This window comes from Chitinophaga sp. CF118 (assembly GCF_900112615.1).
Taxonomy (GTDB): Bacteria; Bacteroidota; Bacteroidia; order Chitinophagales; family Chitinophagaceae; genus Chitinophaga.
Map to the genome: position 1 here is coordinate 394,438 of NZ_FOMK01000003.1, position 16,566 is coordinate 411,003.

A 16,566-nucleotide genomic window follows, 5' to 3' on the forward strand; every position below is an offset into this window, starting at 1 on the left:
TCTTCATCTATTAAAATCCGGTTAACATGTATAATCTGAATACATCAACAGCGTTGATGAAAAATCAGAAAGCAGCACAATTACTTTCTGATCAGTCCTTATTTTCAGTGTTGCAGAATTCACAGGGGCAATCCCTGTTTTTTTCTATAGGGGATGATGCTATTCTTTATCTGAGTGCAGAACAGGATAATGTATCTACAGGCTGGACGCCTATTGATCTTACCACAGAACTGGCTGCCGGTTATACCGGTAAAACAGTAACAGCCAAAACTTTTGCGGTATCCCAGGATGCTACAACAGGAGATATCCTGATCCTGCAGGCTATCCATGTGGCAGAAGACAATGCTGATTACCTGTATATGCTATCCGGCCTTTCCGATGCGCCCGATGCTATATGGCTAACTTCTTCTGATAACAGAAGCTGGACTGCCCGCCTTTACGATGATACTGCCGACCCGGTGAGTAACGCGGACATTGCGTATATTAATATTGCACTGAACCAGGACCCAACACAGGCTCCTTATGTGATTGTTGGTTTGCAGGACCAGGCTACTACATTTATTCAGAATTATGTAGTCAGTATTAACGCATCAGCTACTACGGAAATATGGACGGAGTATGAAACAGCTGAGAATTATGACCAGCTCTATGGAATGGAGATTGGTAAAGCCTCAGCAGCGATGTATGCAGGTTTATATGAATTATATTCACTTAACGATGGTACATCCTTAACTTTTACACCTTTATATTCTCCTTTCGGCCCTCCTGATATTATCAAGCTGACGCCCCCGGACGGGGCTTCTGCTATCGCTACCATGCCGCCGGACAGTTCAAACAATACGAATCTGTACGTGGCAGGTACAGGGGCGATTTACCTGTTTACACCAGATCAGCAATTAAATTTTGCAACCGGCACTGCTGTTATCACCAACGATCTTATTGTGGGTGTTGAATATCTCAAAGTGCATCAGTCCGGAAACCAGGTGACGCTTTGGGGAAAGGACAATGAAGGGACCGTCTTTTATAGCCGCTGTGACGTTGATAGCCAAACAGATCCTGATTCATGGTCCTGCCCGTTGCCATTGTTGGTGGGAGTGGAGCAACTGGCCACCCTCCTGGATATCCAGACGCAATCCAGCGTGCTGTATGCACACACCACAGGGCAGTCGATAGTGAGGTTGATACAAGATGCAGTAACGACTCAATGGAGCACTCAGTCTATCTTACTACCTATGTTGAGTGCAAGTGATATTTATGAGTATTATGCATTTACAACTGCGCTTAAAGTAACGGATGATAATGATCTGCCCATCAGCGGGCAAATGGTACAAATGACAGCTACCAGCCCCTGTTCATTATACATGGATAATCTGTATGTCACGCTTTTGCCCGGTGTGCCATTGGCTGTTACTACCGACAGCAGTGGTATGATCACTTTTGTGCAGGAAACACAAACACTGGGGGCTGTTTGTTATAATTTCCAGCAGGACGATAGCACCTGGCTGAATGTGAACCCGATGAATAATATTGTTCAGAGCATGAGTGGCATCACGCAGGGAACTGATCTTACAGCGGTAAATGTTACCGACGAATACGGTAATACTACACCTCTGGTGCCGTCTTCTGTTCCGGCCGATCAATCGGATGCCGTTGCAAAGGGGATTGCACAATTTGTTACCACCGCCCAAACGCTTCCGCAGGATGGTTCCCTGCAACCTCCCTCCACGGGATCTTTAGCAGCATCAGACGGTCTGGTATGGGGGCTTTCCTTTGCGAATAATAGTATACAGTATTTTGAAGGCAGTTCTCAGTATGCCGCCGCAGGTATTATCCCGGAGAACGGTGTTTTTTCCTTTTATGAAGGAGGTATAGTGTTCGGTGATACAGGAAATGCCATTGAAGCTTTTGCAGGAGATATTTTTAAATGGCTGGAGAATGCCATTGATGATGTAGCACAGTTCATCGTAAAGGTGATCGATGGTGTTACCCATTTTTTTATAGAGATAGGGGATGCAGTATATCACTTTATCATGCAGTGTATCAATGATGTGGTACATGGTATCCAGTTTATTCTTAACAAGATCGAAGCGGGATTTGAAAAACTGGTGCAGTGGGTTGGATTTATTTTTTCCTGGAACGATATTGTTCGTACACATAATGTACTGAAAAATATTTTTACGCAATATTCGCAGTATTGTGTAGACAATATCTCATCTTATAAACAAACCCTGCTCGATACCCTTAGTACTATTAATCAAGAGATAGACCAATGGGCTGATATACCTGCTGTTTCGGGTACCATAGCAGGGAATAGTGCTTCCTCTCCCCCGATGCCGGGAAAGGACAGTCCGCAATCACACTGGGCATTATACCATACCAAAGGTAATGTGGCAGGAGCTTCCACAACTTTTGACGCTACCTTCAAGGGAGATACAATATCAGCGGTAATTATAGACCTCTATAACGCGCTGAAGGAAGAAGAAAAGGATTTTAAGGATGTATTGGCAGCTTTAAAGACAGACGTGATTGACCAGATCGGCACATTATCGGCAAGTGATCTGATTAAAAATCTGATAAGCATCATTGGGAATTTAGTGATAAATACTGTTGGTAATATCATAGGAACCGTGATGGATATCATTGCCACGCTTGTGGATGGAGTGGTTGCTGCTTTGACAACGCCACTCGATATCCCTGTGATTTCATCCATCTACAAGAAATTTTCCGGCAGCGATCTTACCCTGCTGGACCTTACATGCCTGATTGTTGCAATTCCTGTAACCATTATTTATAAACTGGTGGCAGAGGAAACTCCTTTTCCGGATGATAGTTTCACTCAATCGCTTATAGATGCTACAGATTATACGACTATTCAAAACCTCTATTCAGGTAATAGTAATCTTGCCGTGGCTGATGATGGTGGGGCAACTCCGGTGCAGATCATCACACTAACGCTTGGTATCGCTGGTTATTTTGGATCAATAGCAATGATCATAATGACTGCCGTCAAAGATGCGTATCCGCAAAGCGCGGCAGTTTGTACGGTTTATGCGCTGGCTTATCTGCCTTATATTGCTCCCAACATTTCTATTACCAAACCGAGTACCCAGGCATGGTATGTAGTTATGGATGAGATAATTACCGTTATCAGCGTGATTAAAACTTTTTCAGACATTACCCTGTATAAATATGATAAAAATGACCCGGAAGCTAGTGAAGCCCTGACTAAGTGGGCAAAGGCTTCACCTTATGTAGAACTGGTCATCAATGTTATATGGGAAGTGCCTACCATAGGGTTCATAGCAAATAGTCAGGATGCTGGTACGGTAGCAGGATTCCTGGGTAATACTTCCTTTAATGTAGGAGGGATTTTAACACCAGTGAGCGATGAAGGTTATGTAATGGTTGGCATCCTGCTACTTGTTGGTTTTTATGGTGAAATGATGCTGGTGCAGGCACTGCTGAATTACTCCGCTTCTTCGTCCGCGTATCCCGGAACTGCTGGCGAACAGGATAAGCTTCTTGCATAGTAATCTTTTTTTAAATGAGAAAGCCCCGGATCCGGGGCTTTCTCATTTAAAAAATTCCACCATCATATTGTTTGGCTTTATAGTTCCTTAAGTGCCGTTCATCCTTACAATGCCTATTTATGAAGTGGATTTTATCGTCACAAGTTGTTTAATATCAATTTTTTATATTTAATCTATGGCGCAGTGGCTCCACAGATAATACCTTCCTTTAATTCGTATTGATCATTCGTAATTCATTCCCTACCTTCGTGCATTCAAAAGAACAGCGAGAGTGTATGGAACAACCTGTAAGTAGTATCCCGTATGGCGAAACCGGGTATTTTAATCAATTGGTAGTAGATTTCCTGGCAGAACATCCGCATATTCGTCCTTATTATAAATATTCTCCTGTCAAACCACCGTTTGAAGAGGTGATCAAAGCTAAAAAGGCTCATCCTCATCACCGGGAAACGCTGGTAGCGGCACTGGAACAGCAATACCAGGGACTTGAAACCTCCGCTGCTGTAAAAGCAAACATCAGCAGTCTGGCGGATCCCAATACTTTTACCGTCTGTACTGCGCACCAACCTAATATCTTTACCGGTTATCTCTACTTTGCATATAAGATCCTGCAAACTATCAAGTTGGCAGATCAACTGAAAGCGCAGTATTCTCAATATAATTTTGTACCTGTTTATTACATGGGCAGTGAAGATGCTGACCTGGATGAACTGGGACATGTATACATCGATGGCAAGAACATAGTTTGGCCTACTTCCCAACAAGGAGCCGTAGGCCGGATGCGGCCGGAAGGTTTTGAAGAGCTGATTGAGACGATAAAAAACACATTGGGTTATGGTGCTTATTCAGAAGAGCTGATCACATTATTACGTACAGCTTACCTTGAACGGGAGAATATCCAGGATGCTACTTTATTCCTTGTGAATGAGTTATTTGGTCGTTACGGACTGGTAACCCTTGTTCCTGATAATCCGATGCTTAAGAAGCTGTTTGTACCTGTTATGCGGGATGAACTGCTGCACCAGCATTCGCACAGGATTGTGAATGACACAACAGAACGTTTATCACAACATTATAAAGTACAGGCAAATCCAAGGGAGATCAACCTGTTTTATCTTACGGAAACAGGACGTGAGCGCATTGTGAAAATGGGGGATAACTGGAAAGTACTGCATATGCCGCTGGAGTTTACAGCAGCTACACTGGAACAGGAGTTGCAGAATCATCCCGAAAGATTTAGTCCGAATGTGATTTTGCGTGGGTTGTTCCAGGAAACTATCCTGCCTAATATCGCCTTTATTGGTGGTGGAGGGGAGATCGCTTACTGGATTGAGTTACAGGAATTATTTGCTCATTATAAGGTGCCATTCCCGGTATTAGTGTTGCGTAATTCTTTCCTTATGGTAGACAGTCAATCCCAACAGCGTTTGCAAAAACTGGGATTAGATATTACAGATCTTTTTGGTGATGTGGAAACGCTGGTGAACAGTTTTGTACAAAAGCATACAAATGCTTCATTAGTGTTGAAAGATGAATATGCTGCTATAGAAAAATTATTTGATGACCTGGTGATAAAAGCCCGTAATATAGACGTTACACTGGAAGCGACTGTAGGTTCTGAGCGTAATAAAGCGGTGAAATCTATCGGTAAATTAGAACATAAATTCCTTAAGGCTGAAAAGAAGAAATTTGCATGGCAAACGGAGCAGATCCGTACATTGAAAGGGAAGTTATTTCCGGCTAATTCTTTACAGGAACGGAAAGAGAATTTCATGCCATGGTATATTCATCAGGGGCCTGCTTTCTTTGATATGATACTTGAACATCTGGATCCGTTGTCGGACCAGTTTGGAATAATTTATACGAAGTAAAGAATAAAAAGCAAGGGTCGTTGCGATAATTCTCTATGCTTTTAATATCAATACTACAGTAAAAAATCAGGCAGCTAATGCTCCTGTGATTAAGCATTTGTGATATAACTATCTTATTTTTCTACAAACCAACTCCAGAACTTAGTTTGCAAAAATGCAAGCAGCTAAGAACTTATGTTCTTAGGTTATCATGATGGACAAAAGGCGTTAACTCCATATTGCCTTGTTCATTCCTGAATTGAGTTTATACAAGAAAGTCTTTCAAAACTGAAATAAGTATGATTCCCAAAAACCGGGAAAGAAGGTTTGTATGCATATGCGTAAACGGGTAGTAGAATCTTGTCATATCATCGTAAACAACAGCCAGGAATCTAAATCTTTATAGTAAACAACAATTAGTAATATAATTTCTTATTGAAACCGGATAGTAGTTATTGAGAGTTTATAGCGTTGTGTTATTAAGTTCGGAGAGTCTTGGGAGTGTCTCCCAGGAAACTTGCTAGTAAGTAGCACCTTTGGTAGGTGATTGATCGGTGGTTGATCGGTGGTTGATCGGTGATTGGTCGGTCACGATCGAACAATCACCGATCAACCACCGATTAACCACCTACTAAACCTGCAAGACACTAGCAACTTGCTCCGAAGTCTCCCCGAGGTCGCTCCGAAGTCACTACCAATTAGAAATAAAGACATTAATGCCTCCGCAATCTTCCGGATTACCGGGACAGAAGATTTGAGTTATGTGGGTAGAAGTGGTCAGTATTTTTAGTTCGGTAAATAAAACTTACCGAACTGCAAATTGTGAATAATTACTTTAAGGATTTGAGTGAGTTTGAAGATTACCTCTCTAAGGAATCCAGTGTTTTCTTCATATCCTTCAGTAAGGATAAGATTGCATTCAGCTGATCTCTTAGTTGTTTTGTTTCCAGCATTTCATCTCTCAAAGGCGTATTCCCTTTTCCTAGATTGGTTTCTTCCTGCCTGCGCTGGTAAAGACTTTCAAGTACAACGTCGAGTGTTTCAAATGCTTCTATTGCAGCAGGTAGTGTTTCCGGTTTTGAACCTGGTTTTTCCAACATTTGTACGATGCATGAAAAATACTGCAGCAGGTTGTTGGTAATGAGTTTGTATTCAGGACGTGGATAATGTACCCCATGCAACAAGCCATAGTTAGCCAGTGCAGCGGTGTGTGACATGAGTGAATGGTTCAGTACCACGAAGTGATATATCTGTGAAGCATTTATCTGTTTGCTTTTGGGTTCTGACAGCATCCGCTGGAAGGCCGACATCAGATTGGCAGCACTCACATTTGTTTCTTTTCTGGCCAGCTTATAATCATTTAAGATAAATTCCTGCTCTGTGAACAGGCGCATCACCTGGTTAAAATATGCGCTGTTATCATTCACCATTTTGATCATGTGACCAGGAAGATAGTTATGCTCCCAGCTGGGCCATAACAGCATGTTTGCGAGGAATGCAATTCCTCCGCCAATGAAGGTATCCATTACCCGCAGCCATACATACTGCAGGTGTGCAGGGTGCAGGAAATGTAGCAGGAAAATAATAAACGGCGTGAGGAAGAAAACGCTGAGTGTATACTGTTGTGTCATGAAACTATAACTACCCAGGATACATACAAGCATGATCACGAAGATGATGGTGTCGTTTGTGGTCAGGTAGAGGATGCCGGCGGCAAAGAGTGCTCCCAGAATAGTGCCCATCAGTCGCTGGATGCTGCGGGTTTTGCTGATCCCGAAGCCGGGCTTCAGGATAACAATGGTTGTAAGCAGGATCCAGTACACGCGATTGAGGTGAAGGGCTTGTCCCAGTACATAACCGGAAAGGGCCGCAAGGCTCAGTCGGATGGCATGCCTGAAAATATGTGACTCGAATGTGAGATTGTTCTGAAGTGGTTCAAAGTCATAACGGTTGCGGGTTGTGAAGCTGGCCAGTTCGAGCCGTGGATCAATCTTCTCATTTTTTACCCTTTCCAGTCTTGTAAGACGGTGAAGGTTGTATATACGTTGTGCCATGTCCTGCAGGTTGTGCAGGATATTATTCAGGACGATCAGGCGGGTACGTTCTTTTACGGTAGGCAGTGTTTGACGGATTTCGGTCACTATCCGTTGTACTTTTTCTATTTCGTAACGGAGGTTATTTTTTGGTAAGGAACGTTGTCCTGCTGCTACAGCTTCGCCTATCAGTTGCAGATCCTGCACGAATTTCAGGATCAGGGTATGAAATTTATCCAGTATGTCAAGATCTTTGAACGATTCCTGTAGCGCCTGATAGTCTGTTTGTGAGGCCATAATCTGCTCCTGGAGATCTACGATATCCAGGAAGATGAGCACCATGCTTTTGTTGATGCTGGTGGAACCTTGTTGTGCGGAACGATGTTTTAACAGGAGTTCTCTCACGGCTTCCTGTTTTTCGCTTACAATCACTTGTTGAGCAAGGACTGACTTATAAGTATCTTCCAGGTTTGTATTCTTTTCATAGAAACCGGCCCGTACCTCCAGGTATTTTGCTGTTTCGGTGATACATTCAGAGAGCATCTGCTGTACGCTAAGGTAGGGGCGGATCCGCCATAGAATTAGGGCCAGGAAACCGTACCATATGCCTCCGCTGGTGATTATCAGACTATGAATCAGCGCTTGTGAGGGTGGCAGCGGATCTTCTCCCAGAATGGATACCATCACCAGCATACAGGCAATGCCAATGTTACCGCCTCTGTTTCCATATACCAGCAGCATGCCATTAGCGAAGCAGCAGGCTAATATCCAGCCCATCATGAGCAGATGATAGGGGGCTATCAGGCTTGTACCCAGTGCAGTGAAGAAAATGAACCCAATAGCGGTAAGGATGCCATTACGTTTGTGAAGGGCTGTTCCCGGTACATCAGACAAAGCCGTTGCAAGTGCGCCCAAAGATACCACGATGCCCATTGGAAGGTTGTCCATCAGGGAAAATACCACAGAAGGCACTACTACGCTGATGGTCGTACGCAATCCCGTGCTGAAATGGTAGCTGTAAATGAAATTCCTGACTTCCTGGATCCAATGCCGCATGTATAGAAAAATATATGCAAAGTTAATTCAATTACAAAGTAGAATTAGTCATTATTACTCATCATTCTACATCACTTTTCGTGGAATTTATACACAGATGTGTATAATTAAATTAAAATAAATATTTAATTCTCTGATAAAATACTGTTTTCTTTGGAAAAATAATTAGTAATAAATAGTTTTAAGACACTGATAATCAGAAACATTTTTCATTACCAGGCCGTTGACATGATGAATGCCGGGAAATCCGGGTCTTAAATCAAAGAAATCATAGTTATCTTTGACGGCTTAAAAAACAAAGCGAAGCGATTGTGCGTTTAAAAACATTAGAAATTAAAGGCTTCAAAAGTTTTGCTGACAAAACCGTCCTGCATTTTGACGAAGGTGTTACGGGTGTAATAGGACCAAACGGTTGCGGCAAAAGTAATATTATTGACTCCATCCGCTGGGTGATAGGAGAGCATAAGATCAGTAACCTGCGTTCTGAGAATCAGTCGGGGCTGGTGTTCAATGGCTCGAAAAGTCGCTCTGCCAGTGGTATGGCGGAAGTGAGCCTGACGTTTGAGAACACCCGCAATGTACTGCCTACAGAATTTACCACCGTTACCATCACCCGGAAATTTTATAAAAACGGCGATAGTGAATATCGCCTGAATGATGTGGCCTGCCGTCTGAAAGATATCCATAACCTCTTTATGGATACAGGGGTAAGTACGGATTCCTATGCTATCATTGAGCTTGGAATGGTGGATGATATTATTAAAGATAAAGAGAACAGCCGTCGCCGCATGTTGGAACAGGCTGCCGGGATCTCTATCTATAAAACACGTAAAAAAGAAGCTAAATCCAAGCTGGATGCTACGGAAGGTGATCTGAACCGTATTGAAGACCTGTTATTCGAGATCAATAACAACCTGAAAACAGTAGAAAGTCAGGCCCGTAAAGCAGAACGCTTTTTTGAAATAAAGAAAGAATACCGTGAAATCAGCATAGAGCTGGCGAAAGCTGCGCTGGAAGGGTTTAATATCAACTTTAAAGAGCTGACAGATCAGCAACAGCAGGAGAGCGACCGCAAAACAGCACTGGAAGCTGAGATCGCAACAGATGAAGCGAGTGTGGAAGAAGATAAGCTGCATTTTGTTGCCAAAGAAAGAGAACTGCAGGTATTACAAAAATCATTTAATGAACTGGTATCCACTATCCGTACCAAAGAGAATGATAAAAACCTGGCTACTCAACAATTAACATATTTAAAAGAAAGAGAAAGGAGTATCAGCCAGTTCCTAACTAATGCTGAAGGACAATTGCAGGGCCTGAGTGATTCTATTGCCTTTACAGATAAACAGGTAGAAGAGGAACAGGAAGTGTTTGAATCTTTACAGGATCAACTGGAAGGATTGCACGAAATGGTGGATGAGAAGAAAGACCTGTTTCATCAGAAAAAACTCTCTCTCGAAAATCTGCGCCGTGATCAGCAGCAATGGCAACGCCAGCAGTTTGAAGCGGAAAAGAAAGTCGCTGTAGCGGATACTTCTGTACAGAACCTGCAACGTGGTATTCAACAGTTACAGGAGGAGAAAGCAAACCGTCAGTTACAGATCTCCCAGCTGGAAGAAGAAAAACTGAGCCTGCAGGATACTGTACAGGACAGTAAAGCAGATCTGGATGATATGGTACAGTTCCAGGAAGAAACCAAAGCCAAGATCCTGGCTACCCAGGGAGAAATCGAAGGGTTGCGGGATAAACTGGTGAATGAGAACCGTACACTGGATCAGAAAAAGAATGAGTACGACCTGTTAAAGTCGCTCGTAGATAGCCTGGAAGGTTACCCGGAAAGTATTAAGTTCCTTAAAAAGAACACCGACTGGAATAATAAAGCACCTATCCTCAGTGATATTTTCTTCTGTAAAGAAGATTATCGTACCTGCGTGGAAAATCTGCTTGAGCCTTATCTGAACTATTACGTAGTAAATAATGCAGCAGAGGCTATACAAGCCATCCGCCTGCTGGATGAGAATAAAAAAGGAAAGGCTAACTTCTTCATACTGGATCAGTTCAACCACCAGAGTGGTGCGCTGTTCACTCCTCCGGGTGCCATTTCTGCACTTGATGTGGTAGAGATAGATGAGAAGTATAAAGGATTGGGCAACTACCTCCTGGGTAAGGTGTTCATTTCCGAAGATGTTAGTGCGCTGGAATTTGATAAACTGGCAGACCAGGATGTACTGATCATTGAGAAGAGCGGACGGATGCATCGCGGCAAATATAGCTTCAGCGGTGGATCTGTAGGATTATTTGAAGGTAAGAAACTGGGCCGTGCCAAGAACCTGGAAAAACTGGATGAAGAGATTAAATCGCTGGAAACAATCGTAGCCAGCCTGCGTGAACAAATCCAGGATAAACACAACCAGGTACTGGGGTATAACAGTCAGCTGAATGAAAATAAGATCAACCAGGCACGTGAAAAGATCAACCAGCTGAATAACCAGGTATTTGGGTTACAGAATCGTATTGAGAACTTCCGTCACCTGATAGAAACCGGCGATAAGCGTCTGGCGGAAATGCAGCTGTCGCTGGAAACCAACCAGGAAAGCATTTCCGGTGTAAAGGAAGAGCTGGACGACCTGAATGAAAAAGTACATGCACTGCATGATAATATTACTGCCGTTGAAAGAGAGGCATCTGATGCAGAACAGCAGTTTAATCAGGCCAATGTGCAGTTCAATAACCAGAACCTGCAACATACCCGCCAGCAGAGTAAGGTGCAGGCGTTAAGGCAGGAACTTGAATTCAAGCGCAAGCAACTGGCAGATCTGCATGTACAGATCACAAGCAACAAATCACAACTGGAAGATGCGGTAGCTAATATCGCTGCTGCACAGGATAAACTGGGAGATGCGGAAGATGGGCTGATAGACCTGTTCCGTAAAAAAGAAGAAGAGGAGAAAGACCTGAATGAGAAAGACCAGGAATACTACAACTTTCGTAACCAGTTACAGGAAAAAGAAACGACATTGCGTGCCAAACAGCGTGCAAAAGATCAGTTGGAACAAGCACTCACTGTGATCAAAGATAAAGTGAACGATCTTAAATTGCAGCTTTCTTCTATGAAAGAAAGACTGAGTGTGGAGTTTAAAGTGAACCTGGATGAGATCCTGGACGAACAGCGAAATTCTACCTTGCCAGTGGATGAACTTCAGGGTAGTGCGGAGAGACTGAAAAAGCGCCTGGAAAACATGGGAGAAATCAACCCTACGGCTATTGAGGCCTACCAGGAAATGAAGAAGCGTTATGAGTTCATTCTGGAACAAAAGAATGACCTGGTAAGTGCAAAGGAATCCCTGATGGCTACGATCCAGGAAGTGGAATCGACTGCTAACCAGAAATTCCTGGATACATTCAACCAGGTGAAAGAAAACTTTGCCCGTGTATTCAAGGCATTGTTTACTGAGGAGGATGAGTGTGACATGATTCTGAACGATCCGGGAAATCTGGCAGATACAGGCATTGAAATCATCGCCAAACCAAAAGGTAAACGTCCGGCAGCTATTACACAGCTGAGCGGTGGTGAGAAAACACTCACAGCAACAGCATTGCTGTTTGCAATTTATCTGATTAAGCCGGCACCATTCTGTATCCTGGATGAGGTGGACGCGCCGTTGGATGATGCGAATGTGGGTAAGTTTACCAATATGATACGTAAGTTCTCAGACAACTCTCAATTCATCATAGTAACACATAATAAACAGACGATGGCGGCTGTAGATGTGATCTATGGTGTTACCATGCAGGAAGCTGGTGTAAGCAAACTGGTACCGGTGGATTTTAGAAGTCTGAACTAACCGAATTAATTAATTAAGAAACCAAACAAAAAATTAATATCATGGGCACATGGGGCACCAGGAACTTTGAAAATGACGGTTCACAAGATTGGATATTTGAAATGATGGAAAATAACGATGGCGGCCTGGTTGCCGACACGTTGCAGTTTACTGTTAATAAGGAAGGCGTAGTGGCTGCTTCTGAATGTGAAGAAGCACTGGCGGCGGCTGAAGTAGTAGCTGCATTGGCAGGTAAGGCGAGCGAAGATTTTCCTGAAGATCCACTCGATAACCTGGATAACCTGCAATTGCTGGCAGCTCCTGCGCTGAAGAAACTGGCTATTCAGGCAGTAGAAAGAGTTAAGAATGAGTCAGAACTGAAGGAACAGTGGACTGAAGCCGGTGACCTGGAAGCATGGGTAGCTGTGCTGGAAGATCTGCAGAAAAGATTAGGATAATTAAATTAGAATACAATCGCTATGAAGGCTCCGGAAGGAGTCTGCTGTTTATAGCAGATTTGAATATTTTATTCCCCGGTTCCTTCAGGAGCCGGGGTTTATTAATATAGATTTCATCAGATTAATATTCCTGCAATAGTGGCTGACAGGTAGGATGCAAGCGTACCGCAGAACAAGGCTTTTAAGCCCAGGCTGGCCAGATCTGCACGTCTTTTTGGTGCTAGTACGCCAATACCACCTATCTGCATCCCTACGCTACTGAAATTCGCAAACCCGCAGATAGCGATACTTACAATCAGCAATCCCTTTTCTGTTAGGATAGGAACCGTCTTATCTGTAAGGTGTTTGAATGCAACAAATTCGTTGATAGTGAGTTTCTGTCCCAGGAGGGTAGCTACGCTGTTTACATCCTGGTTGGGTACTCCCATTGCCCAGGCAATAGGGTAGAAGAGCTTCCCGAAAATCCAGTTAAGGCTCAGATCAAAACCCAGGTGGCAGAGATGCCCGATTTTGAGCAGCCCCCAATCGAGAAAAGCTATGAGAGCAATAAAGCCAATAATCATGGCTATTACGTTCATGGCTATTTTAAATCCGTCGCCGGCACCATGAGTGATGGCATCTATCACGTTCACATACTGACTTTTCACTTCCAGTTTCACCCTGTCCATTGTCTGGCTCTTCTCTGTTTCGGGGAAAACGATCTTAGCGATGACCAGTGCACCAGGTGCTGCCATCAGGCTGGCCGTGATCAGTTTTGGAGCCAGTTCCATACCTGCTGCGGCGCCCATGTTGGAATATACCACCAGGATTCCGCCCGCAATACATGCCAGACTACCACTCATAGAAGCCAGTAGTTCACTTTTAGTCATGGTGTCCAGATAAGGACGAATCATTACCTGGGCTTCAATTTGTCCAACAAAGGCACTGGCCACATTGCTGAGGGCTTCTGCACCACTCACCCGCATGATTACGTTCATGGCACGTGCAATGACTGCTACTATCTTCTGCATGATACCGAAATGGTAGAGAATTGCCACCAGTGAGCATACCAGGATGATGGCAGCAGTAATATTAAATGCAAATACAAAACCTCCGCTTACAAAGTTTCCTATAGTACCGGGTGCCTGTTCCACTGCAATCCCTCCATATACGAAAGCGGCTCCTTCACGGGCAAACTGTTCCAGTTTACCCATAGCCTTGCCTAATTGCTGGAAAAACCAGAATACGGGTCCTACTTTAAAAATGAGCAGGGCTATTAATATTTGTAAAGAGATTCCGCTGACCACCAGCCGGAAATTGATCTTTTTCCTGTTGTTTGAGCATAGATAAGCGAGTCCCAGGATGAGAATAATACCGAAAATACCCTGAAAACGTTCCATAAGCGAGTTAGATAATGGTAATGAGCGAAGATAAAAAAAACTAATTCTAAAATGTCAATAGTTACCATTCATAACTACTCAATTTATAATTCGTGATTAATTTATATTTTGAGATTACAATCGATTTAAAAGATGAAATACGGAATCTATATACTGGGATTGGGAGCCGTCTTATTTATGAGTGCCTGCAATGGTACAAAAAAGCAGAATAAGCATATAGCAGATTCACTGGCTATCAGAGAAAAATATGCAGAGTCACCTGTTTTGGATGCCAAAACAGCTATCGGGCATATGGAAGTGGAAAAAGGACTGGAAGTGCAACTGGTGGCCGCAGAGCCGCTGGTAACCGTTCCAGTGGCCATGACATTTGATGAAAAAGGACGTATGTGGGTGGTGGAAATGACCGGCTATATGCCGGATACCAGTGGTACAGGTGAAGATATTCCTAACGGGAAAGTGGTGATCCTGGAAGATACCGATAAAGATGGAGTGGCAGATTCACGTAAAGTGTTCCTGGATTCGCTGGTGTTACCCAGGGCTGTCTGTTTAGTAGAGAATGGCCTGTTGTTGGCAGAACCGCCCAGGTTATGGTTTGTGGAGATCAATGATGATAAACCGGGTAAACGTACACTCGTTGATGATAAATATACGGAGGGAGGAAATGTAGAGCATCAGCCCAATGGCTTATTAAGGGCAATGGACAACTGGATCTATAATGCAAAGTCGGACAAGCGATACAGGAAGGTGGGGAATAAATGGCTGAAGGAGGACACTCATTTTCGGGGTCAGTGGGGGCTTTCACAGGATAATTATGGCCGCCTGTTTTATAACAATAATTCAGAGAATCTGCTTGGAGATTATTTCCCGCCGGGGTTGGGGGCACATAATCCGCAGCAGAGGAATGTAGCGGGATATAACGAGAAGATCGTGCCGGACAATCATGTGTATCCCATCAGGGCAACTACTGGCGTAAACCGGGGATATATGAAGGGCATATTGGATGATAGCCTGCGACTGCGTGAAATGACAGCAGCTTGTAGTCCGCTGGTATACAGAGGGCAGCTCCTGGGCAAAACATATGATAATAATGTGTTCGTAGCTGAACCATCCGGCAATCTGGTGAAGCGGAATATCATCCAGGATAGTGGTTACATTGTGAAAGGTCAACAGGCAGATCATAAACGGGAGTTCCTGGCCAGTGATGATGAGCGATTTCGTCCGGTAAGCCTGTATGATGCTCCGGATGGAGCTTTGTACGTCGTGGATATGTATAGGGGAATCATTCAGCATAAAACATATCTTACACCATATCTAAAAAATGAAATTAAGAGCCGCAACCTCACGAACCCCCTGAATTGTGGTCGTATCTACAGAGTAGTACCGGCTCATACAAAAGTGTCTCCTGTAATAGTGGAGAACGATCCGGCAAAACTACTGGCATCCCTTGATCATCCCAATGGCTGGATTAGGGACAAGGCTCAGCAGATGATCGTCGATCATCATTATACTGCATTAATACCAGCTCTCAGGGAACGGCTTCACAGAACAGATGCTGTGAATGGACTGATGCATGCATTGTGGACCCTGGAAGGGTTAGGAGTATTGGATTTCACAGATCTTCAATTATTATTACAGCAGAAGAATCCTTATTTACAGGCACAGGCATTGGCGGCCTTACCTTCCGTGATTGCAGAAACTAACGGGAAGCAGATCTCGTCGGCGCTGACCGGACTGGGACAGAATGTATTCCTGGCACCTTATATCGCTTTGCTATTGCCGGTATTACCTGCTCAAGAGGCAGCTTCTATGCAGCTGGAATTGATAAAACGTTATGCGAATGACCGGTATGTGGCAGATGCTATTATCAGCAATGCCGCTGGTAAAGAAGGTGTTTTGCAACAATTAATAAAAACCTGGAATCCTGATACTTCGCAGGTGATTTCAAAACGACTGGCCCTGGTGCTGAAAGATATTGAGAGTCATCGGAATGAAAAGATGACTGCCGGGCTCCAAAAGCACTACCCGCGTGGTACGATATTGTTCAAAACCGTTTGTCAAACCTGTCACGGAGCTGATGGTAACGGGATTCAATCCCTGGCACCTCCATTGAATCAGTCTGGCGTTGTTACTGGAGATAAGCACCGTTTAATCTCTATTGTGTTGTATGGCCTTACCGGACCGGTAGAAGTGGGAGGAAAACTGTATAAAGCTCCTGAAATAAGTGGCGATATGCCGGGTATTGGTAGTAATGATGAGTTTTCTGATAAGGATATTGCTGAGGTATTGAATTTTATTCGTAACTGCTGGAATAACCAGTCTTCTGTAGTCACAGAAAAAGATATTCAGGATGTAAGAAAACAATATAAAGGCCGGCAAAAATCTTTTACTATAGAAGAGTTGGGTAAATAAAATGTTCTTGCCAGCATTGTGTTGCGTGTA

7 protein-coding genes are annotated in these 16,566 nt (G+C 43.6%); 5 read left to right on the forward strand and 2 right to left on the reverse strand.

All coding sequences use genetic code 11. The features are described from left to right. Positions 1–26: 26 nt before the first annotated feature. Together BM176_RS13945 and bshC are read left to right on the forward strand one after the other, a co-directional pair. On the forward strand, positions 27–3,530 hold the full coding sequence (locus BM176_RS13945) for a hypothetical protein (protein ID WP_090103969.1): 3,504 nt from the start codon (positions 27–29) through the stop codon (positions 3,528–3,530). Positions 3,531–3,805: 275 nt separating this feature from the next. Then, positions 3,806–5,401: a bacillithiol biosynthesis cysteine-adding enzyme BshC gene (bshC, locus tag BM176_RS13950; protein WP_090103971.1), complete on the forward strand. Its 1,596-nt coding sequence runs from the start codon at positions 3,806–3,808 to the stop codon at positions 5,399–5,401. Positions 5,402–6,240: 839 nt separating this feature from the next. Here the strand turns inward: bshC and BM176_RS13955 are convergent. Then, positions 6,241–8,469, reverse strand: coding sequence for an FUSC family protein (locus BM176_RS13955; protein ID WP_090103972.1), 2,229 nt, complete (start codon positions 8,467–8,469; stop codon positions 6,241–6,243). Between the two features lie 311 nt (positions 8,470–8,780). On the opposite strand from BM176_RS13955, the gene smc reads away from it, so the two are divergent. Beyond that, positions 8,781–12,311 (forward strand): chromosome segregation protein SMC, encoded by a 3,531-nt coding sequence (smc, locus tag BM176_RS13960; protein WP_090103974.1) that lies wholly within the window; start codon positions 8,781–8,783, stop codon positions 12,309–12,311. Positions 12,312–12,352: 41 nt separating this feature from the next. Next, complete coding sequence (locus BM176_RS13965) at positions 12,353–12,748, forward strand: DUF4259 domain-containing protein (RefSeq protein WP_090103977.1); 396 nt, start codon at positions 12,353–12,355, stop codon at positions 12,746–12,748. Between the two features lie 116 nt (positions 12,749–12,864). On the opposite strand, the gene BM176_RS13970 is transcribed toward BM176_RS13965, so the two are convergent. Further along, positions 12,865–14,127, reverse strand: coding sequence for a NupC/NupG family nucleoside CNT transporter (locus BM176_RS13970; RefSeq protein WP_090103979.1), 1,263 nt, complete (start codon positions 14,125–14,127; stop codon positions 12,865–12,867). A gap of 132 nt (positions 14,128–14,259) precedes the next feature. On the opposite strand from BM176_RS13970, the gene BM176_RS13975 reads away from it, so the two are divergent. Continuing rightward, complete coding sequence (locus BM176_RS13975; RefSeq protein ID WP_090103981.1) at positions 14,260–16,536, forward strand: DUF7133 domain-containing protein; 2,277 nt, start codon at positions 14,260–14,262, stop codon at positions 16,534–16,536. Positions 16,537–16,566: the final 30 nt, after the last annotated feature.

Coding starts and splice junctions, on each gene's coding strand:
- BM176_RS13970 (WP_090103979.1), bottom strand. CDS start 14,127: ATGGAACGTTTTCAGGGTATTTTCGGTATTATTCTCATCCTGGGACTC.
- BM176_RS13945 (WP_090103969.1), top strand. CDS start 27: ATGTATAATCTGAATACATCAACAGCGTTGATGAAAAATCAGAAAGCA.
- BM176_RS13955 (WP_090103972.1), bottom strand. CDS start 8,469: ATGCGGCATTGGATCCAGGAAGTCAGGAATTTCATTTACAGCTACCAT.
- BM176_RS13975 (WP_090103981.1), top strand. CDS start 14,260: ATGAAATACGGAATCTATATACTGGGATTGGGAGCCGTCTTATTTATG.
- bshC (WP_090103971.1), top strand. CDS start 3,806: ATGGAACAACCTGTAAGTAGTATCCCGTATGGCGAAACCGGGTATTTT.
- BM176_RS13965 (WP_090103977.1), top strand. CDS start 12,353: ATGGGCACATGGGGCACCAGGAACTTTGAAAATGACGGTTCACAAGAT.